The 23,127-nt window shown below is 37.0% G+C and carries 22 protein-coding genes; 13 read left to right on the forward strand and 9 right to left on the reverse strand.

Going from position 1 to position 23,127, the window contains the following annotated elements:
- The first annotated feature begins 125 nt into the window (after window positions 1–125).
- The 4 genes from FB551_RS03265 (at window position 126) to FB551_RS03280 (ending at window position 3,562) form a co-directional block, all read left to right on the forward strand.
- On the forward strand, window positions 126–869 hold the full coding sequence (locus tag FB551_RS03265; RefSeq protein ID WP_226798608.1) for a hypothetical protein: 744 nt from the start codon (window positions 126–128) through the stop codon (window positions 867–869).
- A gap of 6 nt (window positions 870–875) precedes the next feature.
- Window positions 876–2,216, forward strand: a complete 1,341-nt coding sequence (locus FB551_RS03270) for a S41 family peptidase (protein ID WP_142014968.1) — start codon at window positions 876–878, stop codon at window positions 2,214–2,216.
- 274 nt (window positions 2,217–2,490) lie between these two features.
- Entirely contained in the window at window positions 2,491–2,760 is a 270-nt protein-coding gene (locus FB551_RS03275; protein ID WP_047431584.1) for a hypothetical protein, read from the forward strand.
- Between the two features lie 79 nt (window positions 2,761–2,839).
- Window positions 2,840–3,562 carry a sterol desaturase family protein gene (locus FB551_RS03280; RefSeq protein ID WP_142014971.1) on the forward strand — a complete coding sequence of 241 codons (723 nt, stop codon included), beginning with the start codon at window positions 2,840–2,842 and terminating at the stop codon, window positions 3,560–3,562.
- Window positions 3,563–3,572: 10 nt separating this feature from the next.
- On the opposite strand, the gene FB551_RS03285 is transcribed toward FB551_RS03280, so the two are convergent.
- Window positions 3,573–3,995: a MarR family winged helix-turn-helix transcriptional regulator gene (locus tag FB551_RS03285; protein ID WP_142014972.1), complete on the reverse strand. Its 423-nt coding sequence runs from the start codon at window positions 3,993–3,995 to the stop codon at window positions 3,573–3,575.
- A gap of 51 nt (window positions 3,996–4,046) precedes the next feature.
- Between FB551_RS03285 and FB551_RS03290 the strand changes: the two genes are divergently transcribed.
- Entirely contained in the window at window positions 4,047–6,296 is a 2,250-nt protein-coding gene (locus FB551_RS03290; RefSeq protein ID WP_142014974.1) for an ATP-binding cassette domain-containing protein, read from the forward strand.
- Between the two features lie 282 nt (window positions 6,297–6,578).
- Here the strand turns inward: FB551_RS03290 and FB551_RS03295 are convergent, their stop codons facing one another.
- From FB551_RS03295 to FB551_RS03315, 5 genes are all read right to left on the reverse strand, one after another.
- Window positions 6,579–7,613, reverse strand: a complete 1,035-nt coding sequence (locus FB551_RS03295) for a phytase (RefSeq protein WP_142014976.1) — start codon at window positions 7,611–7,613, stop codon at window positions 6,579–6,581.
- Between the two features lie 6 nt (window positions 7,614–7,619).
- Window positions 7,620–10,430, reverse strand: coding sequence for a TonB-dependent receptor (locus FB551_RS03300; RefSeq protein WP_047431573.1), 2,811 nt, complete (start codon window positions 10,428–10,430; stop codon window positions 7,620–7,622).
- 240 nt (window positions 10,431–10,670) lie between these two features.
- Window positions 10,671–11,207: a TetR/AcrR family transcriptional regulator gene (locus tag FB551_RS03305; RefSeq protein WP_142014978.1), complete on the reverse strand. Its 537-nt coding sequence runs from the start codon at window positions 11,205–11,207 to the stop codon at window positions 10,671–10,673.
- Between the two features lie 62 nt (window positions 11,208–11,269).
- Window positions 11,270–11,983 (reverse strand): hypothetical protein, encoded by a 714-nt coding sequence (locus FB551_RS03310; protein WP_142014980.1) that lies wholly within the window; start codon window positions 11,981–11,983, stop codon window positions 11,270–11,272.
- A 126-nt stretch (window positions 11,984–12,109) separates the two neighbouring features.
- Window positions 12,110–12,994, reverse strand: coding sequence for a cupin-like domain-containing protein (locus FB551_RS03315; RefSeq protein WP_047431565.1), 885 nt, complete (start codon window positions 12,992–12,994; stop codon window positions 12,110–12,112).
- A gap of 235 nt (window positions 12,995–13,229) precedes the next feature.
- Between FB551_RS03315 and FB551_RS03320 the strand changes: the two genes are divergently transcribed.
- The 3 genes from FB551_RS03320 to FB551_RS23170 all read left to right on the forward strand — a co-directional run bounded on the left by FB551_RS03320 (window position 13,230) and on the right by FB551_RS23170 (window position 16,558).
- Window positions 13,230–14,525 (forward strand): Ig-like domain-containing protein, encoded by a 1,296-nt coding sequence (locus FB551_RS03320; RefSeq protein WP_167497816.1) that lies wholly within the window; start codon window positions 13,230–13,232, stop codon window positions 14,523–14,525.
- Between the two features lie 193 nt (window positions 14,526–14,718).
- The gene (gene putP / locus FB551_RS03325; RefSeq protein ID WP_142014985.1) at window positions 14,719–16,215 is read left to right on the forward strand and encodes a sodium/proline symporter PutP; all 1,497 of its coding nucleotides are present in this window, start codon (window positions 14,719–14,721) and stop codon (window positions 16,213–16,215) included.
- Window positions 16,216–16,393: 178 nt separating this feature from the next.
- The gene (locus FB551_RS23170) at window positions 16,394–16,558 is read left to right on the forward strand and encodes a bacteriocin-like protein (protein WP_167497817.1); all 165 of its coding nucleotides are present in this window, start codon (window positions 16,394–16,396) and stop codon (window positions 16,556–16,558) included.
- A 51-nt stretch (window positions 16,559–16,609) separates the two neighbouring features.
- Here the strand turns inward: FB551_RS23170 and FB551_RS03330 are convergent, their stop codons facing one another.
- Window positions 16,610–17,755 carry an MFS transporter gene (locus FB551_RS03330; protein ID WP_226798609.1) on the reverse strand — a complete coding sequence of 382 codons (1,146 nt, stop codon included), beginning with the start codon at window positions 17,753–17,755 and terminating at the stop codon, window positions 16,610–16,612.
- A 109-nt stretch (window positions 17,756–17,864) separates the two neighbouring features.
- On the opposite strand from FB551_RS03330, the gene FB551_RS03335 reads away from it, so the two are divergent.
- The 4 genes from FB551_RS03335 (at window position 17,865) to FB551_RS03350 (ending at window position 20,520) form a co-directional block, all read left to right on the forward strand.
- Complete coding sequence (locus FB551_RS03335; RefSeq protein WP_047431556.1) at window positions 17,865–18,221, forward strand: winged helix-turn-helix transcriptional regulator; 357 nt, start codon at window positions 17,865–17,867, stop codon at window positions 18,219–18,221.
- Window positions 18,222–18,285: 64 nt separating this feature from the next.
- A complete protein-coding gene (locus FB551_RS03340; RefSeq protein WP_142014991.1) occupies window positions 18,286–19,281 on the forward strand; it encodes an MsnO8 family LLM class oxidoreductase in 996 nt (331 codons plus the stop codon).
- Window positions 19,282–19,342: 61 nt separating this feature from the next.
- Window positions 19,343–19,894, forward strand: a complete 552-nt coding sequence (locus FB551_RS03345; RefSeq protein WP_142014994.1) for an AAA family ATPase — start codon at window positions 19,343–19,345, stop codon at window positions 19,892–19,894.
- A 62-nt stretch (window positions 19,895–19,956) separates the two neighbouring features.
- Window positions 19,957–20,520 carry a DUF6624 domain-containing protein gene (locus FB551_RS03350; RefSeq protein WP_047431553.1) on the forward strand — a complete coding sequence of 188 codons (564 nt, stop codon included), beginning with the start codon at window positions 19,957–19,959 and terminating at the stop codon, window positions 20,518–20,520.
- Window positions 20,521–20,752: 232 nt separating this feature from the next.
- Here the strand turns inward: FB551_RS03350 and FB551_RS03355 are convergent, their stop codons facing one another.
- Complete coding sequence (locus FB551_RS03355; RefSeq protein ID WP_142014997.1) at window positions 20,753–21,088, reverse strand: nuclear transport factor 2 family protein; 336 nt, start codon at window positions 21,086–21,088, stop codon at window positions 20,753–20,755.
- A 91-nt stretch (window positions 21,089–21,179) separates the two neighbouring features.
- Entirely contained in the window at window positions 21,180–22,316 is a 1,137-nt protein-coding gene (locus tag FB551_RS03360; RefSeq protein WP_142014999.1) for a tetratricopeptide repeat protein, read from the reverse strand.
- 161 nt (window positions 22,317–22,477) lie between these two features.
- Here FB551_RS03360 and FB551_RS03365 point away from each other — a divergent pair, with 161 nt between their 5' ends.
- A complete protein-coding gene (locus FB551_RS03365) occupies window positions 22,478–22,996 on the forward strand; it encodes a DinB family protein (RefSeq protein ID WP_142015002.1) in 519 nt (172 codons plus the stop codon).
- Window positions 22,997–23,127 lie beyond the last annotated feature (131 nt).

Here is a 23,127-nt window from a genome sequence, read left to right on the forward strand (position 1 = left end):
AAAAGAATGGATACTCTTTGAAAGGCTATCCAGATATATCCAACTAGTTTTTTTATAATTATATATTGCCCGGCTCATGGGCCGGGCAATATTTTTAAGTTTTTACAAGAAATAATTGAAGAAAGATGAATAAAATCTTCGCATTACTACTGTTTTTTACTGTACTTTTCTCATGTACAGACAACAATACGATGGAGCTGTATGATACTGTACAGAAACCCGGAGAAGTTAATATCAAAGGATTTTCCAAACCTGATGTACTTCAGTTGAGGTTTAACGGACAACCTGTATCTATTGATGGAAAAACGTCTTACACCAATAAAATAGAAACCCAGCTTCAGTTTGTTCTGGATCAGGGAGAAATCAATAAATTGTCTGTCTACAATAATGAAACAGGCGCTGAAATTGCAAAATACAATATTACATATGACAATATAAATGATTATAAAAACCTGTATTTCTTTAATCTTCCCGGAATTTATCTGCAGACCTATGCGGTAAAACCCCAGGTGAATCTCGGGAAGGTAGGTTTTGAATTTATTTTTCCCAATCTTGGCGAATTTTCCGGAACCCCACTGAAAGATGTGAAAGGTGTTCTGAAAAGAGAAAATGGAGTAGTGCTTGCTGAGTTCGATACCATTGGAAAAGATAATTTTACGACAGTGAAAATCTATAGTTTCTTCAGCTCAACAGCTCCTGTATATCTCGAATTATACAAGCCGGGAACTACAGAGCCTTATGCAGGAACTAAGATGATTCAGGTGAAACTAAAACAGCACACGGGAGCTAATATGATTGTCCTTCAGGAAAAAATGGAAAACGGAGAATGGGTGGTAAAAGGAGATATTGATGTATCAGAATATCTGTAATTACGTATGAAAATCTTTTTAAAACTTCAGTGTATTGCTATCGCAGTCTTTCTTATTTCGTGTACGAATAATAATGACGAAAATGCACCCGTCTTTCCGGAAGGAAGTACAGAAAGTGTAAATCTATGGGTTCAGGACAGCATGAAACGCTATTATTACTGGGCAGATGAGATGCCTGCAAAGCCGGATTATCAGCTTCCTGTAAAAGATTTTTTCCAAAGTCTGCTATCTTCCAAAGATCGGTTTTCTTTCATGGTAAATACTGAAGATTCTTCTTCGTATCCACGCTCTATAAGGAATATGTACGGTTTTGATTATACCATTGTTAAACTGGCCAATAATGAGGTAGTTACTGTGGTTAAACTGGTGCTTCAAAATTCTCCGGCTTTCAATGCAGGGCTGGAAAGAGGAATGATCATTACCAAAGTGAATGGAAAAGCAATGACCGCTGCTAATGCCGAAGCAATGGCTTCATCTATTAAAGATCAGACCGTTGTAGAACTTACCGTTGGAAAGTGGCAAAACGGTGGCATTACAGATGAAAAAAATATTACCGTTTACTATGGTTTCTCTTTTGAACAGCCAGTTTTAAGCAAAATCTTTGAAAAAAACGGTAAAAAAGTGGGCTATCTGTACATCTATGATTTTCCTGACGGAATGACACAGACCTTGTACCAAAAGTTTGGGGAATTCAAAATGGCCGGAGTACAGGAACTGATTCTCGATCTTCGTTATAATTATGGAGGTTCGGTGTCTTCAGCTGCGGCACTGTGTTCATTGATTCCTTCAGGATTATCATCCGGTTCACCATTCATTATTTTTAAAGGAAATAAAAATGGAGGTGAAGTAAAAAGAACTTTTGCCCAGCAAATTGCTTATGATCCCAAAGCGCTGGACTTTACAACGTTGCGTACTAATGCATTGGGATTACAGAAAGTATTTATTCTCACATCGAACAGTACAGCTTCTGCAGCTGAAATTGTGGTGAACAATCTGAAACCGTATATGCAGGTGATTCAAATGGGAGATACCACACTGGGGAAAGATATGGCAGGATTTGTAGTGGAAGATAAACGTAAACCCAGAAAAATTTCGTGGCAGATTCATCCGGTTATTTATAAAGTATTTAATGCCAGCGGAGCCGGAGAATACAGCAGTGGAATTTCACCGCAGATCATTGTTAATGAATATGCAGAGTTTCCCTTATTACCTTTGGGGGATCCTAATGAAACCCTTATTTATTCTGCTCTTAACGGAGGTTATTTCAAATCGGCAGGGTACGAAAAGAATGGAAAAGTTAAGATTGTATATCAGAGTGATGTGCCCCCGGTGATGATGGAAAAATAATTTGAATGAAAAAGACAAAGAAAGAAAATGAATGTCAATATTTTAAACCATTAAGAAGCTTGAAGAAATAAAGTACAGTTAAGGACCAATCATTCTGATTTTAATTTAATGCGAAGCTTATCTTCATCATCTTAGCACCTTAATACCGTCTTAATGGTTCAGGAAAAAAAAATTAAAAGATTTATTTAATAGTAAAAATAATATATCGAATAGTAAAAGGATAAAACCTTTTTGTCCTTTTACTTATTCAGAAACACTATAAAATCATAAAATCATGCAGGGAATAGAACCAAAACTTCACATGAACCTGACCAGCCGTATTGAATATTACCGTCTGCTGATAGAAGCTGCGGAAGATCCTGAAAGCCACCCTTCGGAGGTGATGACCCAGATTTCAGAACTGGGGCATCTGTACGAGGAATATTTGCTTAATAAAAAAAATCTGGAAAACAGCATCAAAAATTACCGTGCCTATCATAACGATCTGAGGAAAAAACTTACATCAAGGCTGCGCGAGCTCAGAAGGAAGGCAAGACAGAAATAAGACCCGGAATGTACTTTATCAGTTGATTTTACAGTGAAATTCATACCTTTATAACATCAAGAAGAAAGATGAAGGACTTATGAATTTTACTCAGGCAGAACTTTCCGGTTATTTACAGATGTTTTGGCAGTTTTCATGGCCGGAATGGATTATATTCAGCCTGATCGCTAATGTTTGTCTATATCTGTTTTCTATAGGTTTATATATTTTTATCGAAAAAACTTGCCGAAAAAGTCAGTTGCAGGAAAAAAACCATCCTGTTACCAGATCCGACTTTTATCTCAGCTTTCTTACCATAGTATGTAACAGCTTTGTTATGCTTTTGGGAGCTTTCTTATGGAAAAACGGATGGATACTGCTTGGACAGACACAATCCGTACTTGGAATAATAACCGAAGTCGCTGTTTTACTGCTTTTAATGGATCTTCTGATGTATTTCTTCCATTTTACAGCGCATTTACCTTTTCTCTATAAAGTGCTGCACGGAAAGCACCACGAGCATGTCAGTACCAATTTTTTAAGCCTTTTTGTTCTGCATCCTTTGGAAACCATAGGATTTGGACTGATGCTGCTGGTTTTACTCGTAGGATATAACTTTTCTGTAGTTTCTATTTCCATTTATCTTTTGCTGAACCTTATCTGGGGAACCATAGGGCATCTGAACAGGGAATTTTTTCCGGCTTCTTTTGACCGCTTTTTTGTGGGTACAACCAGGTTTCATAATCAGCATCATTTGGATGAAAGTAAAAATTTCGGTTTCTATACATCTATCTGGGACAGAATATTTGGAACCTATAAGTAAGAGCAGGGTATTACAGTTTTATTTCATTCAAAACTTTACACAGCAGATAATTAAAATTTTCCAGTTCTTTAGAACTAAGGATAGAAGCTGTCTGCCGTGTAATATTCTTACGGAATGTCTCTGAATTTTCTATGATAAATCTTCCCTTATCCGTTACTGAAAGATTGAATTTTCTATGATCTGTTTTCTCCTGTTTTCTGATAATAAAATCATGGCTGATCAAAAATTTCAACTGTTTTGAAATGGCTGCCTGGCTGATATTAAATGCAGTAGATATTTCTCCTCCCGTGGCTGTTCCTTTTCTTAAAATAAATTCAATGATATTATAATGAGCTGCAGTGACTCCGTTAATATCGCCCCGGTTCATGTGTGCCAGAATGAGACATTGGAAATCCGTAAATGTGTTAAAAAATTCTTTTTCAATGGGTTTCATTATAAATATACTTAACTTAGTTAATTATTAACAAAGTTAAGCATTTTAAATATGGAAAATATAGAAATTACCAATGCCCGGCAAAATAATCTCAAAAATATTTCCATAAAAATTCCAAAGTACAGGATCGTGGTTTTTACGGGAGTATCAGGATCCGGAAAATCATCTTTGGTTTTTGAAACCATAGGAGCCGAGGCACAGAGACAGATTAATGAAACCCAGAACAGCTTTATCCGAAACCGTCTGCAGCATTATGGAGTTCCGGATGTAGATAAAATTGAAAACCTTAATGTTCCTATCATCATCAATCAAAAACGGCTGGGCGGAAATGCCAGATCTACGGTGGGAACGGCTGCGGATGTGTCTGCTTCCCTGAGACTGCTGTTTTCGAGGATGGGAGAGCCGTTTGTAGGATATTCTAACGTTTTTTCATTTAATCATCCTCAGGGAATGTGTCCGGAGTGTGAAGGATTAGGATTTGTGCAGACTTTGAACGTGAATACCTTGATTGACCATAACAAATCTTTGCATGAAGGAGCTGTCCGCTTTCCGACTTTTCAGCCTGGAGGATGGCGCTTAACAAGATATACTTTGTCAGGGTATTTCGATAATGATAAGAAGCTGAAAGATTTCTCCGATAAAGAATGGGAAATCCTGTTGTATGCACCGGAGCACAAGCCTAAACATCCTCATAAAGAATGGGGGAAAACGGTAAAATATGAAGGAATTGTTCCAAGAATCGAAAAAGCATTTCTGAAAAAAGATTCTAAAGAAAACATCACAAGAAAAGATGCTCTGAAGAATATTGTGATCACCAAGACCTGCCCATCATGCAACGGAAAACGGTTAAATGAAAAAATATTGTCCTGTAAGATCGAAGGTAAAAATATTGCTGATTGTATGGAACTTTCCGTAGATGAACTGCTTGAGTTTATTACTTCACTGGATTCAAAGCAATATGAAGTTGTCATCAAAGAGCTTTCCGCAAAACTGCAGAATATCATCACGATCGGACTACAGTATCTGACTCTTGACAGAAGTACCAACACGCTTTCCGGAGGAGAGTCTCAGCGTATAAAAATGGTAAGAAGCCTTGGAAACAGTCTGGTAGATCTTTTATATATATTTGATGAACCCAGTATTGGTCTTCATCCGAAAGATTTGCAGAACATCATCACCATCATCCAGCAGATAAGGGATAAAGGAAACTCTGTTTTAATCGTAGAGCATGATCCGGATCTGATAAAAATGGCAGACCATATTATTGATATAGGGCCAGGTTCAGGAAGAAATGGAGGAGAAGTGGTCTATGACGGGACATTTAAAAACTTAAAAAAATCGGCTGGCAAAACAGGTTCTTATTTCGCAAAGAAACCTTCCATCAAACAAAAATTCAGAAAGCCGGATGGTTACCTGAAAATTAAAAATGCGAATAGGTATAATCTTAAAAATGTGACCGTAAATATTCCGACCGGAGTAATGACCGTTGTAACAGGAGTCGCAGGATCCGGCAAAAGTACTCTGATTAACCGTATTCTGCCGGAACTTTATCCGGATGTGACCATTATCGATCAATCTCTGTTTGCTGCGAGTGCCCGTTCCAATTTGCTTACTTATCTGGGAATATCAGATATTGTACGTAAGCTTTTTGCGCAGTCTAATCATGTTTCTGATAAACTGTTCAGCAGAAACAGTGAAGGAGCCTGTAAAAACTGTAAAGGATTGGGAATAGAAAAGATTGACCTTGCTTTTATGGATGATATTGAGCAGCCTTGTGAAGTGTGTGGAGGTTCAGGATTTGATCCCGATGTACTGAAATTTACATACCATGGAAAAACAATTGCTGAAGTGATGAACCTGACGGTTTCTGAAGCCACTGATTTTTTTAAGGATGAATTTGTGCTCAGAAATTTTGATCTGCTGATACAGTTGGGACTGGATTATCTGACCTTAGGACAAAGGCTGGACAGCTTTTCCGGAGGCGAAAGACAACGCCTGAAACTGACAAGAGAACTGAAAAATACCAATCAGATCATTATTCTTGATGAACCCAGTACAGGGCTGCATCCAAGTGATACCCAAAAACTGCTTACATTTTTTAAAGGTCTTGTGGATCAGAATAATACGCTGATTGTTATCGAACACAATCTTGATATCATTTCACAAGCAGACTGGATTATTGATATGGGACCCGGCGCAGGGAAATTTGGAGGTAAAGTATTGTTTGAAGGAACTCCGGTGGATCTGTTAAAAAATAAAAAATCATTCACCGCAGAATTTTTAAGGAAACATGTGCAGTAAAAATGTAGTGATAGAAACGAAAGTAGAGTCACAAAGCTGCTATGAATAACCTTCTGCTTTATGAGCCGATTGAAAATCGACTCTTCTTAGCTTCCTAAAAATAGTACGTAATGCAAAATAACCTTTGCGTTGAAGAATTCTAAAGTCTTGTTAATTAAGAACAAAAGAAGAGCATTAAGTTGAACTCAGCTCATGAGATTGCTTCACCTTTGGTTAGCAATGACAGTGCGGTTCAGCTTAATGCTCTTAAAACCTTATTAGCCTTAATGGTTTAAAATGTATTTATTTTTTGGCTTTCACCGCAGATTTGATGGCTTTCTCAACCTCTCTCCAATCATAAAAATGAAATACTCTTCCGTTGCTCATTGCAACAAAAACTCCTTTCGGAAATTTTGGACCTAAGTTAACATTTGTCACTTCAGACCCATCACTTTCCAGCGTAGAAACAGGAATTTCTGCAATTCTTCCTTTGGACTGATCTTCTCTCAAATATACATTGAAAGTATCATTCTGCTGATTGGAAACCAGAATATAGCCTTTCCCTTCAGCAGTAGGATAGATGGAAATTCCTTCCACATCAGATTTAAAATCGCCTTTTCCGAAAACTGCCAGTTCCTCATTTCCTTTTTCCGGATCAGCATAATATTTGTGAACCCCGAACTGTTCATCAGAGTAATAAATATAACCCATTTCATCATCTACAGCAATGCTTTCAATCTCTTTCAGACCGCTGTATTTCCCAAATTTACGGACAACTTCTCCGGTGACGGAACCGTTTTTTTCAGAAAGCTTATACTGCCATAGATAGCCGTCAGCAGGGCCTGATTTTCTTCCCACAATGACAAATATTTCATCTGTCTCAGGATTTTTATAGAGAGAAATTCCCATTGGGCCACGTTCTGATTCTCCGTCAAATACAGAGATTTCTCCCACTTCTTTCAGGTCGGGAAGCGAATATAATTTTACTTTATTGGTTTCCCTTTCCGTTACGGCAGCAATGTCCGTTTTCTTTCCATTTAAAATAAAACCATATTCAAGATCAACGTTGTTAGGACGTCTTAATCCTAAAACCTTATTGATGATTTTTCCGTTAAGATCAAAGGCATACAATCCTCCATCAGTATCTTTATCTGTTCCGATGATGATGCTTTTTGAGGCATCCTGAGGATTAATCCATATAGCAGGATCATCTGTATCATGAACCACTGTCTCCGTGATAACAGTAGGTTTTAATTTTTCCGTAACTTCTTTCTGCCCTGTACAGTTGATCACAAAAGGAAGAACTGAAAGAGCCAGTATATATTGTATGTTTTTCATGCTTATTTAAAAATCAAATTTCACTCCCATCGTAAACCTCGGTCTGTAATATTCAGCCTGAGCGGTTCTGCTGGGGATTCCCTGATAGTATCTTAACGGCTGATTGGTCAGATTATTGGCTTCTGCAAAAACTCTGAGCTTGCTCGTAATCTTGTAGGAAGCGTTGGCATCAAGGAAAAACTGTTTATCATAATAACGGTCATCAAATGCCTTGCCACCGAGCTCATCAATATAATGAGAAGCATAATTCATGGAGATTCTGGCCGAAAAACGCTTGTTTTCCCACGATAAAGATCCGTTGAACATATGAGGGGCAGCTCCCGGAAATCCTACATCTGTTCTTTCAATCCCTTCTTCATTGGTAATTCCTTTTGCTTTGGATTTTGTATAAGTATAGTTGACATAAACACCCAGTCCTTTCCAGAAAGCTCCGGGAATAAAATCGAGCTGTCTTTGTAAGGCAACTTCAAAACCATAAATATCTACATTGTCTCCGTTACGCTGCTGCGTAAATTTCCAGTTGTTTTCTCCGGCTGGAATAGGGTTGGTCTGTCCTGCAAAATCATTAGCGAAATCATTGGCTGTATAATTTCTTTTCGAATAGGTATAAATAAAGTTATTCAGGTTTTTATAAAAAAATCCTCCGGAAAGAATTCCGACAGACTTGAAATATTTTTCAGCCATGAAATCAAAATTATAAGCATAGGTTGCCTTTAGATGAGGATTTCCTGCTGCAACAATTTCATCTTCTGAAATAACATTCAGATAAGGAACCAATGAGTAGTAATTCGGACGGGCAAGAGCGGTAGTAAATGCTGCACGAAGGACAAGGTCCTGCATCGGAACATACTTAAAGGAAATATTCGGAAGTACGTTTGTGTACGTATTGGTATTATTGATTTTCCCTACCAGATCTTTTTCATTCATCACATAGTTTCCGGTGTAATCAATTTGTGTTGTTTCAAGACGAGCTCCCACGATCATGGATAGTTTGTCATTAAAATCCTGATCCCAACGGATATAGCCTGCATAAATCTGCTCTTTTGCATTGTAGTTGCTGGAAAGATACTTTTCAGGTTTCAGCTTACCATTAAACAACGCAGGATTAAATAAATCCAACCCTCCAAGGAAAGAAGGATCAACGAATGTTCCCGGAACATAATTTCCCGGCTGGAAGTTCTGACCGTCAAGATGTATTGTGGGTACAGATAAGAGACTTCCCATATTGTTGACAGGGGTAAAAGCATAGAAATCATTCTCTCTTTCCTTTTTCTTCAAACGCATACGGAAACCGGTACGAAGACGTCCTTTCTGACCATCAATCACAGAGAACGGAAAACGTACATTCACTTTTGCTCCCAGCTCTTTTTCCTGTGTAAAGCTATTGGCATCCGAAAGGTCACTCAGTTTATAGCTTCCCAGGTTATCCGCAGCAAGGAGATTGAACATCGGTTTTTCAGGATTGCTAAGGTTGGGAGAGAAGTTCATCTTGCTGTTTTCAAACTCAATATAACGCTGATGAGGCTTGTCTTCACTGGCTATGGCATAGTTGACGGACCAGTCAAGATCCACTTTAGATCCTAATAAATGTTCTCCTCTTAAAGCATAGTTCTGAACTCTTTGTTTTTCCAGACGGGTATTGTCGTTATCAGCATCGCCACCTTTATTCTGTCTTGTAATGCTTCCTTTCCAGTCTGTAATCTCAGTTTCATCAGCATTGTAGACTGGTTTTATTTTATATCCTAAGGCATACCGGGTTTCTTTATCATTTCTGAAGTTGTACATTGCAGAAGCATAGATCTTGTTTTTGGAGTTAAATTCGTAATCCATATTAAGATCAAAGCTGTGTCTGATACGGTGTTCATTATAATAGCGGACTCCCATTTTACTCACGTAAACCGTTTGGGCAAGATCATTGGCCTGGCTCCATACAGGTTCTATATTATCAGAACCGAAATTGTTGTTGTTATAGGAAAAACTGAATACAGCGCCTAATTTTTTATCCAGAAATCGGTTTCCATAGACAAATCCGGCGGTGTAATTTCCTTTTTCACGGATGGGATTGTAGCCTCCGGCAACGGTTGCAGATATTCTTTGTCCGTTCGGGGAGGCTCTGGTAATCAGATTGACAGAACCTCCGATGGCATCGGCATCCATATCCGGAGTTAAAGTCTTGTTAACTTCTATGGTGGAAATCATGTCAGACGGAATCAGGTCCATCTGTACGTTGCGGTTATCTCCCTCAGCAGACGGAATTCGGTCTCCATTCAGGGTAACTGAGTTAAGATTAGGTGCAAGCCCTCTGATGATAAGGTTTCTGGCTTCACCCTGGTCATTTTGAATCGTAATTCCCGGAACACGTTTCAAAGCATCCCCGATATTGGCATCTGGAAAACGTCCGATCTGATCTGAAGAAATCACATTGGTGATATTGGCGTTATTTTTTTGCTTGTTTAAAGCTCTTGCCTGATTTTTCAGCGTAGCTCCCGAAACTACAATAGCCGCAATTGATGTTTCTTTCTTGTCGAAAATAATATTCTGACGGGTGTTTTTTTCTGGTTCTACTGTCACATTGTACTCATGCACTCCATAACCGAGATAATCAATTTTCATGGTATAACTTCCCGGAGGAACATTCAGAAATACAAAATTTCCGTGCTCATCCGAGGTTGTATATATATTTCCCGGGCTTAGAGAGATCTTGGCTCCTGGCAGGGCAATTTTAGAATCGTCATTGATGTTTCCGGACAAAGAGCCGGTTTGTGCATAGAAAAAAATAGAAGCACAAAATAAAACAGATGTAAAAATTTTTCTCACTTTTCTTACTTTTAGATAAAAATCACAACAAAATTAAACGTCTGTTTGGAAAAGGAGTTGAAGAGAAAATTAAGGTTTTCTTAAGAATTGTTAATATAGAGGGTTTTGTAAGATAAAAGATAAAAGATGAAAGATGAAAGATGAAAGATCTTGTTGTTAAAATTCAATAGGGGTGGGCTTTAGCCCGCCTTACATATTGTAAATAATTCTATTGGCTTAGCCCAATCCTGGAATTTCCGTTTAGTGAGAAGTACTCAATAGATCCTGCACGATAATTTTAGACTTTTCAATTAATTCATTCGATCTGTAAAGCTGGCTGGTGAGAATGGAGCTTTCAAAAAGAAGATAGATGTGTGCTGAAACCATATCATTTTGAATGTCCTCATTGAAGGATTCTCTCAGCTTAATTTTATGATCACGGATGACTTTGTGAATTTCGTCCTTATCTCCAGGAATCTCCGACAAAATATTCAGAAAGCTGCATCCTCTGAAGTCTTCTCTTTCATTCATGTCAATCAGGAAATCAAAGGACTTCTGAAACTTTTCCTGCAGTGTTTCTGCTTCTGAGGTGAATTTTTCCAGTTCAGACACCCAGTAATCATATCTTTTATTCAGAAATTCAATACAAAGATCATCTTTAGATTTAAAATGCTGGTAAAAACTTGCTTTGGATACCTCAGCTTCATCGATGATTTGATTAATACCCGTATTGTTATAACCTTGCCTATGGAATAGAACCATTGCTGTATTTAAAATTCTTTCGCGAGGTTTGGGCATGAAATAAAATTTTTACAAATGTAGAAAATAAACGGACCAGTATGTCTGAAAAAAGTATAATTTTAAATAAATCCCATAGTATAATAAAGCTGAATAGTGAAGAAAAGGACGGTGAAAAACCATACGATATAAGGATGGTAGCTGAAATTATTCTTCAGGATGTAGTGCAACGCTTTGAAAAGCTTGAAAATTCCGATAATTCCAACGATGATAAAAACCAGAAAGGCCACAAAAAACAAATAATCTCTTGTTCCATGCTTAGTTACCTTCGTCAAATGATCAAGATAAGCATTGGCATTCAAAGTTTGTCCCAGAAACATAGCTGAGCTGATAAATATAAAAAAAGGTGTAGATGTGTAGACCGTTGTATAAATAAAAGAAAATAATAACGTCCGGAAGGTAACTGTATTCACTTTCTCTTTTTTGTACCATAATATAGCAACAGAAAATATAACAGAAGTAATATTATTCATTAAAAATATAAACAGCGCTTTTTCTACCATGCTGAGTCCCTTGATCTTCGAAATAATATTGTGCTCACCACCATAATCCATTAAAATAACGGAAACGATTACCGATGTATAAACCGAAAGTTTGATAGGAGATAAGTAGTCGCGAAAGCGGTCAAGCTCTTCTTTTTCCATCTCGTGAACAGACAAATCATAGCAACGTCGCGGGTCCTGAAACAACTTGAAGATGGTTACCGGAACTAACAATATTTCAATAATGATTTGCAGGCATAGCTTTTCAAAGCTATCGATTAATTTTTCAAACATATATGTGTATTTGTATTAGGGAACGTTTGCAATTTAATTATTTTTTGCAATACATCTCAAAAGATAATAAAAAGTGGATGACTCAGGGTAAATCATCCACTTCATTAATTATTTTAAAAAGTTTTATTACTTCTTCGGAAGCCCTTTTTTCAGTGCAATATGGGCTCTTTCTACAGCTTTTCTTTCTTTCCAGTCCATATACCTCTTTTTGTATCGGGCTTTCATGAAATTGTCAAAATTACGCTGCACAGCAAGATTCCAAAGAGAATGTGCTTTTACAGCCCAGCTTTTATCCCATGCACGCAGTGAAATAGAGAAAGATCCATCCAGATATTTCATCCAGTGCCACCAACCTGTAGGCATGAATAATGTATCACCGTGTTCCAGGAAGCACTCAATTCCCTCTATACCATCCAGGGCAGGGAATTTTTCAAAATCAGGATTGGAAATATCATAATCTTCCAGTGCATAGGTAGCGTAAGGAAGTTTATACAGACGTGTTTTCCACTTGTATTCAAATAGAAGGACATGTTTTCTTCCATTGAAGTGAGTGTGGAAAATATGAGGCATGTCGATATCGTAATGAAGGAAAGTCACAGAACCTTTACCTCCGAAAAACATACTTGGATATTTATCTAAAAATCCCCCCATAAGATTCTTTGGCGGAACATAATCGTCCAGCAGTTTGGGAGCAAATTTTATAGGGTCAAAGAAGAAAATTCTCAGATCAGTAGGCTCTCTCTGAATAAGGTCCACATAATCGCGAAATGGCATTTTCGTAGTCGGAGTATTGATAGGAGCTGCAGGATCTGCTTTGGAACTGTCATAAAGGGGAACTTCAACGTCGCCTACTACTTCCTTCATGTAATCCATCGTCCACTTTTGATAGGCGGGCCACTTTCTTGCCATATTTCTGATTACCACTGGCTTACATGGCTTTAGATATTTTTCACGGAAATCTTCTTGTGAAATGTCATCTACAATATCAATTGGTTTAAGGATTATTCCCATTCGTTCAAATTATTAAGCTAAAGTATTAAATATTTGTGACAATAAAATGGAAAGAATTAAAATTATTTGGAATTAATATAAATAATTAATAAAACACCTGTTTTGGCTTCGCTTTTTTGGAGTTATTATACGATGCCTTTATCTCCTGTTCTTTTAAAATCTATAGTGTTTATAAGGTAAAAGATAGTTGTGAAATACAATAATTGTATGTATAATTGTCGTATTAAAAATGACCATGAAACGTTTTACTACCATTATTTTTTCACTCGTATTTGTAACCGCTTTTTCACAGAAATCAACCAAAATTTTTACTTCAGATATTGATAATTTTTGGATGGCTTATGACAGCATTCAAAAAACAAATGATTATTCCACAAAGCTTGATCTTATTAAAAGACTTTATACTGATAAAGCAACAAAAGGCTTAAAAGCTTTTATGAATGCCAGAGATTATAACGATAGTGTGTATGTAAAAGCTATAGAAAAATATCCTGAATTCTGGAATTCAGTAAGACCGAATACCTTAACGATAAAAACCAAAACCAAAGAGTTGGAAGCCGGTGTTGCCAGGCTGAAGCAATTGTATCCTGAACTTAAAGATGCTGAAATGTATTTTACAATCGGTGGACTTAACGCTGGAGGAACGGTGAGCGGAAATATGGTGTTGGTAGGTGCTGAGCTTGCCACCGGAATTGGGTCTACGGAGGTCTCGGAATTTAAAGATGAATGGCTGAAGGGTATGTTTGCCAATCAGTCGCTGGATAATATCGTTTCCCTGAATATTCACGAATATATCCATACCCAGCAAAACGGAAATCAAAACAGGGTCTTAAACCAGGCCATAAAGGAAGGATCATGTGATCTGATTGCTGAACTTGTGACGAATGAATCTGCGCAAAGAAAATATATTTCTTACGGAATGGCTCATGAAGCTGAAATTAAAGCCCGGTTTAAAAAAGAAATGTTTACCGGTAATCTTGCCAACTGGTTTTATAATGGAAGACAAAAAGGAGAGGAAGCAGACTTAGGATACTACGTAGGATATGTGATCAGTAAAATGTACTACCAGAATACAAAAGATAAAAAACAGGCCATCAAAGACATTATTGAACTGAACTATAGTGATAATAAAGCTGTTGAGGATTTCGTGGACAAATCGATGTTTTTTAAAGAAAAAGTGGGTACGCTTGTCAAAGAATATCAAAATCAATTACCTTATGTAGTGAAAATAGAGCCAGCCAATGGTTCCGAAGACGTCAGTGCTGATACCAAAGAACTCCGGATTACTTTTTCACAGGAAATGATTCCTGGAAAATATTCCTTCAATTTGTCCGATAAGGGAAAAGAATATAATCCAATGACCAAAATTGCAGGGATGGAAAACAATAATAAAACTTTGCTGGTATTGGTAGATCTTAAACCTAATAAAGAGTATGAGTTTGTCCTTACCAATAAAGGCTTTATTTCTAAAGAAGGTCATCTTCTGAAAGATGAAAAACTTCTTATAAAGTTTAAAACCGGTAATCAATAGTTTCTTCGTATACGGATATTTAATAAGAAAGATATTAAAGTAAATTTCTTTTATCCTTGATGCTACTGTTGTTAATGTGTTAAAATTTTATTGATTTTCTGTTTTTTTTGGATTTTTCATAAGATTCTGTTTATGGAAGGGAATTCCGCCTTTTTCAAAAAAAGGTTATATTCGGCTTCGTAAAAATAATGATATGCAAGTATATGAAGGGATTTCTGTGGGGTTGTATCTGTTATTAATGATAGGTATAGGCATATATTCTTATAGAAAATCAACAAGTAATTCAGAAGAATTTTTAATTGGCGGCCGAAAAATGGGAGCTGCTGTAACAGCATTGTCTGCAGGAGCAGCTGATATGAGCGGATGGCTTTTGATGGGCGTTCCGGGAGCAATGTATCTGTCCGGAATTTCAAGTTCCTGGATTGCGATAGGATTAACAATTGGTGCTTATCTCAATTATATTATTGTAGCACCACGACTCAGAATTTATACAGAGGTGGCACAGAATGCTATTACACTGCCTGTATTTTTTGAAAACAGGTTTAAAAATAAAAATCAGCTTCTGAAGATCACGTCGTCTGTTTTCATTCTGGTATTTTTTACCCTGTATACTTCTGCAGGCATGGTATCCGGAGGAAAATTATTCGAATCTGCTTTCGGAATGGACTATACTGTAGGTCTTCTCCTGACGAGTCTGGTGGTAGTGCTGTATACATTTTTAGGTGGGTTTCTGGCAGTAAGTCTTACGGATTTTGTGCAGGGAACCATCATGGTACTGGCATTGGTGATTGTTCCGATTGTAGCGATTACCCAAATTGGAAGTGTGGGAGAGACTTTTTCTCTGATTGAAGCAAAAAATCCAAAATATCTGGACCTGTTCAGAGGAACAACAACCGTAAGCATTGTTTCTTTATTGGCCTGGGGATTAGGGTATTGTGGTCAGCCCCATATTCTGGTACGTTTTATGGCAATTGATAAGCCAAAAGATCTGATCAAAGCTAGACGTATTGGGATTACATGGATGATATTTACTGTTGCCGGAGCACTGGCCATAGGATTGGTAGGAATTGCTTATCTGCAAAAATTCGATATGAATACTATGATGAAATTTGACGGATCAAAGACGGAAGCGGAAACTATTTTCATTTATTTCTCCCGTATATTATTCCATCCGTTTATTGCAGGATTTTTACTTACTGCAATTCTGGCAGCAGTAATGAGTACTATTTCTTCGCAATTATTGGTGACTTCAAGCTCATTAACAGAAGATATATACAAAGCTTTTCTCAATAAAAAAGCAAATTCCAGACAATTATTAATGGCAAGCAGACTTTCTGTTTTACTTGTAGCTGTCATTGCGGTACTTTTATCCCTGGATCCCAAGGATAGTATTCTTAATCTTGTAGGAAATGCATGGGCAGGCTTTGGTTCTGCATTCGGACCGCTGATCCTGCTGTCTCTTTTATGGAAAAAAGCGACATGGCAGGGAGGTTTTGCCGGGATGATGGCAGGAGGAATTACTGTATTAGCATGGGTCTATCTTCAGCATCCACTGAAAGACTGGTACGAAATCATCCCTGGATTTGTACTTTCTCTGGTAACCAATGTGATCGTTTCTTTATTAACTTACAAGCCTGATCCTTTGATTGAAAGTGAATTTAATGAAGTTAAAAAGATAATGCACGAATAGCATCCGGCACTAAAATATTACATTTATAAAGAATCTCCCCTTGTAGAAGCAACGGGAGATTCTTTATTTTACATTTAAAAAACAGGATCGTAAATTTATTATTATTTAACAGTCTGTGTTAAAGGTGTTTTGCGGTTTTTTGACTATTTTGTCACTGCAAATCAATAACTTATTTATTATGAAAAATCTAAAGAAAATTGCAACGCAAAATTTAAAAACAATTACAGGAGGTCGTCCGCCTGCTGAGAGTGAGTGTATAGCATGTGGATGTCCAACTTCAGCATGTTATTACAAAAACGGTAATGGCGGCGGTGGCGGTTGTGCTGATATCAGATGTGCATAATCATTTTTATAAAGAAACCTTCCTTATTTCGGAAGGTTTTATTTTTTTATATTAAAGTTTAGTTTCTGTATACTTCTTTTTGATAAACATAATCATAACAGCGAGAGCTAGTCCCGTAATGCTAGACCAAATAATGTGTTCTATACCATAATGGGCAATCCAGGCTCCTCCAAGCAGAGTTCCGGCTGTGACTGCAAAGTTTCCGCAGGAAGTAAAAATACTGTTGATGAATTCTGATGCATCTAAAGTAGAAGAGGTTACATTAATATTGCTGATCAGGAATCCTCCGGAATGAACCAATCCCCAGCAACCTACGATCAGTACTATGGGTACAAAATGACTTCCATAATATCCAATAAGTAAATGGATTCCCGATAGTAAAATTAAAAATACAAAAGTTGTCTGAAACGGAAATTTACTCATATATTTCCCCGCAATTTTATTTCCTGCAATTCCTGCTGTTCCAAAGAGGAAGAGCATAATACTGATCTGTTCGCCGTCCATTCGGGTAACACTTCTTAAAAATTCGGCCATATAGCCATAAGTTGAATACATGGCTGTAATGATAAAAAATGCGAGGAAAAGCCCACTCCACAACTGTTTATTCCGAAATACTTTCATGGAGAATTTATTGGATGATATTCCCGTATTTTGAATTGATGGTAAATAGATCCATACACCTATCAGGGCGATCCCGTTAATAAAAGCTGTAAGTAAAAAAGAAGACTGCCAGGAGAACAGATCACACATAAAAGTTGCCAATGGAACTCCTAAAACAGTTGCCAGGGTAAGCCCTGAAAAAATAATGCTTACAGCTTTTGACTTTTCTTGAGGATCTGAGTTTTGACCGGCAACAGATAAGGCGATGGACCAGTACACAGGATGGAAAAATGCCGGAAGCATTCTGACAATAAGCAACATATGGAAATTTGAAATATATGCCGACAGAATATTCGCAGCAACAAAAATAAGTAAGGAAACGATCAATAAATTTTTTCTTCTGAATGATGATAATAAGAAGAGCATAAAAGGGCCGAAAACAGCAACAATCATTGCAAATATACTGAGTAACCATCCTGCTTTTTCAATGGAGATACGGAATGTGGAAGCAATTTCCGGTAAGACGCCAATTACTCCGAATTCTGTGGTGGTAATTCCGAAAACCCCAAGTGCCAGTACATAAAGATTTTTATTCATTTTCATTATTTTTTTTGCAAATTTGCAGAATAAACTATCATAAAGCTATATACTTACCTTTTAGTTCTATACTTACCTTTTTGAAAGCGTTAATACAAAAAACAAAGCTATGCCTCAATTTTTCCATGATAAAAGATTGTACTATACTCCCATTGAATTCGCATTAAGTCATATTGGTGGGACCTGGAAAATGCCTATCCTGTGGAGATTACAGGAGAAGCCTCTCCGTTTTAGTGAGCTTAAAAAGGATATTCCGCACATCACTGACAAGATGCTGACGAGCCAGTTGCGCGAATTGGAAGCTAAAGAGATGATTCACAGAGAAGTTTTTCCTGTAGTTCCCCCGAAAGTAGAGTACAGCCTTACAGAGAAAGGAAAGAAATCAATTCCGGTGATAGAGACCATTATGACATTTGGCTACGACTTGATTAAGGATGAGGGAATTGTTTTTCCACCCAAAGAATAATAAGTTTACATTACTCTATTACATCACCTTTTTTCATACCTTCACATAAAATTGATTCAACAGTATGAAGCTGAAATTAGGGATATTAGATCAGTCACCTACAGCAATGGGAGATCGTGCAGCATCTGCACTGAAAAATAGTCTGAATCTTGCTGTATTGGCTGAAGAAACAGGATTTCACAGTGTTATGTATTCGGAGCATCATGGAGTAGAAGCCTATGCCAGTTCCAGTCCCGAACTTTTAGCTGCAATTGTCCTCAGTAAAACAAACCGGATCAAAGTAGGAACAGCAGGAATCATGATGAGAAACTATTCTGCCTACAAAATCGCAGAGTGGACCAAAATGCTGTCTACCCTATATCCTGGGCGTTTTATGCTTGGACTGGGAAAAGCTCCCGGAGGATTAAAAGATGCTGTAATGGCACTGAACAATCATAAACCTGTAATTCTATCCAATATGGAAACAAAACTGGAGGAGATCATTCAATTCATAAAAGATGAAGAAGGGGTATATGACCGACTTATTGCGCAGCCAACTCGTGTACAGCATATTCCGGAAATTATGTGGTTGGGATCAGGAATGACTTCTGCCAGAGAAGCCGCCAAACACGGAGTCGGATATTCTTTTGCCGCTTTTATGAATCGTGAAAATGGGAACGAAAATACCGACACGTATCTCAGAGAATTTGATAGCATGCAATATTTTCCTCAGCCTTCATTACAGATTACGGTAGCTGTATCAGTAGCAGATAAAATTGAAGATGCCAGACGGAACGCCTACGGAATGGCCTATCAGTTTTTACAATCCAGGCAGTTAGTCAGTCCTCATGCTGTTCTTTCTCCGGAAGCAGTGGAACAGAAAGTTCTGGGTACAAAGGATGAAGAAGAATTCTTTACTACTTTGAACAGAATTATTATAGAAACGCCACAATCTGTTCATCAGAGATTGGAGGAGATTTCCCAAAAGTACCATACAGATGATCTTCTGATCTTGTGTAATATGCACCGGGAAGAGGATCGTATTAACACTTATAAAAGTATCATTAAAAATAACAGATAAATTCCACAGTATGAGATTTCTGTTGTGTGATGGAACTTTATTTATACTATAATTCAAATCCATGAAGCAGAATATTTCAACATTCTATATCATTACCGGAGGTCCCGGAGCTGGAAAAACAACATTGCTGAATGAATTAAACCGGCACAGATTGATAACCGTACCTGAAGAAGGAAGGAAAATCATTAAAGAACAGATAGATTCCGGCGGCGAAGGTCTTCCATGGCTTGACAAAGAACTTTTTGCAGAACTGATGTTTAAAGAATCTGTAACAACTTACCTGAAAATAAGCCAGATGGTGAATACAGAACCTGTTTTCTTTGACCGTGGGATATTGGACACGTTGGGCTATATGAAACTTGAAAATATTTCAATTCCGGCATCTATGGCATTAAAAGCAGGAGAAATGATTTATCATAACAATATTTTTATGCTTCCGCCATGGAAAGATATTTATGAAAACGATCCAGAAAGAAAACAGACCTTTGAAAAAGCGGTGGAAACTTTTGAGTGTATGAAAGAAATTTATCTTGAATATGATTATAATATCATAGAAATTCCAAAAATTTCAGTAGAAAACAGAGCCCGTTTTATCCTTGATACAATTATCTAAAACGTCCCATCATCCCTCAATTATCAATCACCATTTATCATTTATCAATCACCACCTATCATATGAACAATCTTACTTTTGAAAAAGAACTCATCGAACTGGCTGACAAAGACCTGGCCTTGCGGGAAAAACTGCTGCTGGCCGGAGAATTATCCGGAGGTTACCATCCTGAAATGGAAAATATTCATAAAACCAATGCAAAAAGGCTGAGGGAAATAATAGCAGAAATCGGTTATCCTACCATCTCAAAAGTAGGCGAAAAAGCAAATGATGCAGCCTGGCTAATTATCCAGCACGCTATTAGTGAACCTGAATTTATGAAAGCATGTTATGACTTGATGGAGGAGCATTCTCATGATATTAATCCTTTACATAAAGCCTATTTATACGATCGGATTCAGGTTTTTCAGAGTAAGCCTCAAAAGTATGGGACACAATTGACCTCTGAAGGAACAATTTATCCGGTAGAAAGCAAAAGAAATCTAAATGCAGAGCGTGAAAAGGTAAATCTTCGGGCTCTGTCCGAATCAGATATCAACAGAATTCCGGAATCCGAAGATATTCCGGAAATTGACAGCAAAGACATTGAATATATGGACTGGAGAAAAAGAACAGGATGGATTTAATGCATGAAAAGATTTCATTTTAAACTGCAATAATTGCCATCTTCTATCATCAATCTTACTGATCTTTTTTCATAACTTCACGAACCTCCATTTACAGTTTTGGCGTCGTACGGAGTCGGTAATAAAGTATTTTCTTTATCCGCCAGTTTATTTTGTGACGACATTTTTAAAATCTTTTACCTGCCTTAAACGAAATACACTTACATCTTATTCTCTGGTATCATAGATTATTTTAGTCATTCAGTAAAGGTCTTGGATCAAACAGAACTTTTAAGGTTTGAATTTTTCCATCCTGAATGTGATACCATCCTGAAGATTCTATAGTTTTTTCTCCCATGTTGATATTATACCAAAAGCACACATCCTCACCGGAAGTAAAGGCTCTTAGAATTTCATACTTAAATTTCATCTGCTTCATATCTTTCATATAAACAGAAGCTCCCTCTCTTTTGCCCAATACTCCTGTAAATGTAAAATCAGGATCGAGACAGCTTTCTGCCTTCTCAAAACTTTCCTCATTTAAATATTGAATAAACTGTTCTGCTACGTTTTGATATGTATTGTCCATAAATGTTTTTTTATTGTTCAATACAAAATTAAGGTTCACTGAACATTCCATTTGTGACTATAATCACAAAGTATTTTTATCTCTTTTTGAATTACTTTAAAACAGGAATTCTCTCTTTTACATAAGCAATCTGCTCTTTTTCCTTTTCCTGATCCGGGTTGTTTTTGAGGTACATCTGATAATATATTGCTGCATTTTTAGGCTGTTTCAGGTTGAGATCATAAAGAAGGCCTAAACGGTAATAAATAATATTGCTGGTCCCAAAAGTCAGTCCTCTTTTATAAGCTGTCACCGCATCGCTATATTGGTTTTTGGCTTCGTAAATACCTGCCAGCGCTGCATAGTAAAGGCTGGTATGATCTGAAATAGCTTCATCAATAGTCTTTTGTGCATAGAGGGCAGCATTATTATAATCTTTCAGTTCACGGTAGCTCAGTGCCATAAAATATAAGGTACCCTCATTTTGTACCCCCATATCTTCCATCGTTTTGTAAAACATTATACATTTCTGATAATCCTTTACATAAAAGTACGCCTGTCCCATATCGTTCATTACATTGACATCAGCATGATTTTTCAGTAGTTTTTCACCAATTTCAATCACTTCCGGGTATTTGGTCAGCTGGTTGGCAACGGGCAGCAGAGCTTGCTGTAAAGTAAAATTTTCAGGATCAGCAGCAATTGCTGTTTTCAATACGTCATAAGCAGGCTGATAGTGTTTGAGACCACTGTAGGTTGTGGAAAGATCATAAGCTACATCAGGATCGGTAGCGTTCAGGATATTGGCTTTTTTAAGATAATTAAGTCTGGATTCAGGGGTTTCTGCATAAGCCGCAAGTTGTTTATAAGCACTGAAATTAAGACTGTCAAGTTGAATAATCTGTTGAAGGTAGTTCTTGGCATTGGAAACATTTCCCCTTCTGGAGTTGATAGTTGCTAAACTGAATAAAGTAGGCAGATTGTTGGGGTGTATAGTATTGATTTTCAGATAGTTTTTCTCTGCATCCGGTAATTTTCCGGCCATCATATTACAATAAGCAATTTGTGAAAGGGCTTTTATATCCTGTGTATCTCCGGGGTACAGGCCCTGAAGATATTGGGCTGCATCAGCATAACGTTGTGTTTCATAATATTCAAGAAGCTTTTCAGGATCAATTTTTACGGATTGGGCAGTAAGATTTTTAAAGCTTAACAGAATAATACACAAGCAAATTCCTCTTTTCATCATGGTTATTTTTTAACTAAAATATTGGTTATTTATTAAGCTTCCAAATTTTAGCTTCACTTCTTGGGGATTTTTTCAACCTTATGAATGATTTATAATAAAACCCTGAATCCAATATCATTAGATTTCTTATATTCACTTTAAAGAAAAATAAAGCAAAAAATATGGAAATAAAAACTGTGGATTCATTTCTTGATTATTATGGGAAAATAAGAGAAAGGACCAACCGTATTATCGAAGTTATTCCTCCTGAACATCTTGATTTTTCCTATAAACCCGGGAAATTTACCATTGGTGATCAGATAAGACATATTGCAGCTATTGAAAGGTATATGTATGGAGAAACTATTTCAGGAAGGAAAAGCGCTTATCCGGGATGTGGTAAAGATCTCGCTGACGGCTATGAAAATACAGTTCAGTTTTTCAATGAAATGCATAGACAGACCCTTGAAATTATCAAAGGACTGTCAGACGAAGATCTTATGAGGAAATGCCTTACTCCTGCTAATAGTGAAATTTCTGTATGGAAATGGCTTCGTGCCATGATAGAACATGAAATTCATCACAGGGCAGAATTATATATCTATCTGAATCTTCTGGATGTAAAAACACCCCAGATTTATGGGCTTTCTGCAGAAGAAGTACAGGAAAAAAGTGTGAAATTGCAGGAGAAAAAATACTGAAGATCATAAGATGATTAAAAAATAAACCAACTGCCAATGTACAGCTGGTTTTTCTTTGTTAACAGCTCTTATGTTTTAATTTATTTCTATTAGAAGGGATAAATTTTTTGTTTTTATTTATTAAAAATTGT

The sequence above is a fragment of the Chryseobacterium aquifrigidense genome (genome assembly GCF_006716485.1).
GTDB classification, from domain to species: domain Bacteria; phylum Bacteroidota; class Bacteroidia; order Flavobacteriales; family Weeksellaceae; genus Chryseobacterium; species Chryseobacterium vietnamense.

What these genes read in the sequence shown, in the direction of transcription:
- FB551_RS03320 (WP_167497816.1), top strand. Translation starts at nt 13,230, where the DNA reads ATGAAACGTTTTACTACCATTATTTTTTCACTCGTATTTGTAACCGCT.
- FB551_RS03295 (WP_142014976.1), bottom strand. Translation starts at nt 7,613, where the DNA reads ATGAAAAACATACAATATATACTGGCTCTTTCAGTTCTTCCTTTTGTG.
- FB551_RS03290 (WP_142014974.1), top strand. Translation starts at nt 4,047, where the DNA reads ATGGAAAATATAGAAATTACCAATGCCCGGCAAAATAATCTCAAAAAT.
- FB551_RS03305 (WP_142014978.1), bottom strand. Translation starts at nt 11,207, where the DNA reads ATGCCCAAACCTCGCGAAAGAATTTTAAATACAGCAATGGTTCTATTC.
- FB551_RS03330 (WP_226798609.1), bottom strand. Translation starts at nt 17,755, where the DNA reads ATGAATAAAAATCTTTATGTACTGGCACTTGGGGTTTTCGGAATTACC.
- FB551_RS03280 (WP_142014971.1), top strand. Translation starts at nt 2,840, where the DNA reads ATGAATTTTACTCAGGCAGAACTTTCCGGTTATTTACAGATGTTTTGG.
- putP (WP_142014985.1), top strand. Translation starts at nt 14,719, where the DNA reads ATGCAAGTATATGAAGGGATTTCTGTGGGGTTGTATCTGTTATTAATG.
- FB551_RS03345 (WP_142014994.1), top strand. Translation starts at nt 19,343, where the DNA reads ATGAAGCAGAATATTTCAACATTCTATATCATTACCGGAGGTCCCGGA.
- FB551_RS03360 (WP_142014999.1), bottom strand. Translation starts at nt 22,316, where the DNA reads ATGATGAAAAGAGGAATTTGCTTGTGTATTATTCTGTTAAGCTTTAAA.
- FB551_RS03315 (WP_047431565.1), bottom strand. Translation starts at nt 12,994, where the DNA reads ATGGGAATAATCCTTAAACCAATTGATATTGTAGATGACATTTCACAA.
- FB551_RS03265 (WP_226798608.1), top strand. Translation starts at nt 126, where the DNA reads ATGAATAAAATCTTCGCATTACTACTGTTTTTTACTGTACTTTTCTCA.
- FB551_RS03340 (WP_142014991.1), top strand. Translation starts at nt 18,286, where the DNA reads ATGAAGCTGAAATTAGGGATATTAGATCAGTCACCTACAGCAATGGGA.
- FB551_RS03355 (WP_142014997.1), bottom strand. Translation starts at nt 21,088, where the DNA reads ATGGACAATACATATCAAAACGTAGCAGAACAGTTTATTCAATATTTA.
- FB551_RS03270 (WP_142014968.1), top strand. Translation starts at nt 876, where the DNA reads ATGAAAATCTTTTTAAAACTTCAGTGTATTGCTATCGCAGTCTTTCTT.
- FB551_RS03350 (WP_047431553.1), top strand. Translation starts at nt 19,957, where the DNA reads ATGAACAATCTTACTTTTGAAAAAGAACTCATCGAACTGGCTGACAAA.
- FB551_RS23170 (WP_167497817.1), top strand. Translation starts at nt 16,394, where the DNA reads ATGAAAAATCTAAAGAAAATTGCAACGCAAAATTTAAAAACAATTACA.
- FB551_RS03310 (WP_142014980.1), bottom strand. Translation starts at nt 11,983, where the DNA reads ATGTTTGAAAAATTAATCGATAGCTTTGAAAAGCTATGCCTGCAAATC.
- FB551_RS03285 (WP_142014972.1), bottom strand. Translation starts at nt 3,995, where the DNA reads ATGAAACCCATTGAAAAAGAATTTTTTAACACATTTACGGATTTCCAA.
- FB551_RS03275 (WP_047431584.1), top strand. Translation starts at nt 2,491, where the DNA reads ATGCAGGGAATAGAACCAAAACTTCACATGAACCTGACCAGCCGTATT.
- FB551_RS03335 (WP_047431556.1), top strand. Translation starts at nt 17,865, where the DNA reads ATGCCTCAATTTTTCCATGATAAAAGATTGTACTATACTCCCATTGAA.
- FB551_RS03365 (WP_142015002.1), top strand. Translation starts at nt 22,478, where the DNA reads ATGGAAATAAAAACTGTGGATTCATTTCTTGATTATTATGGGAAAATA.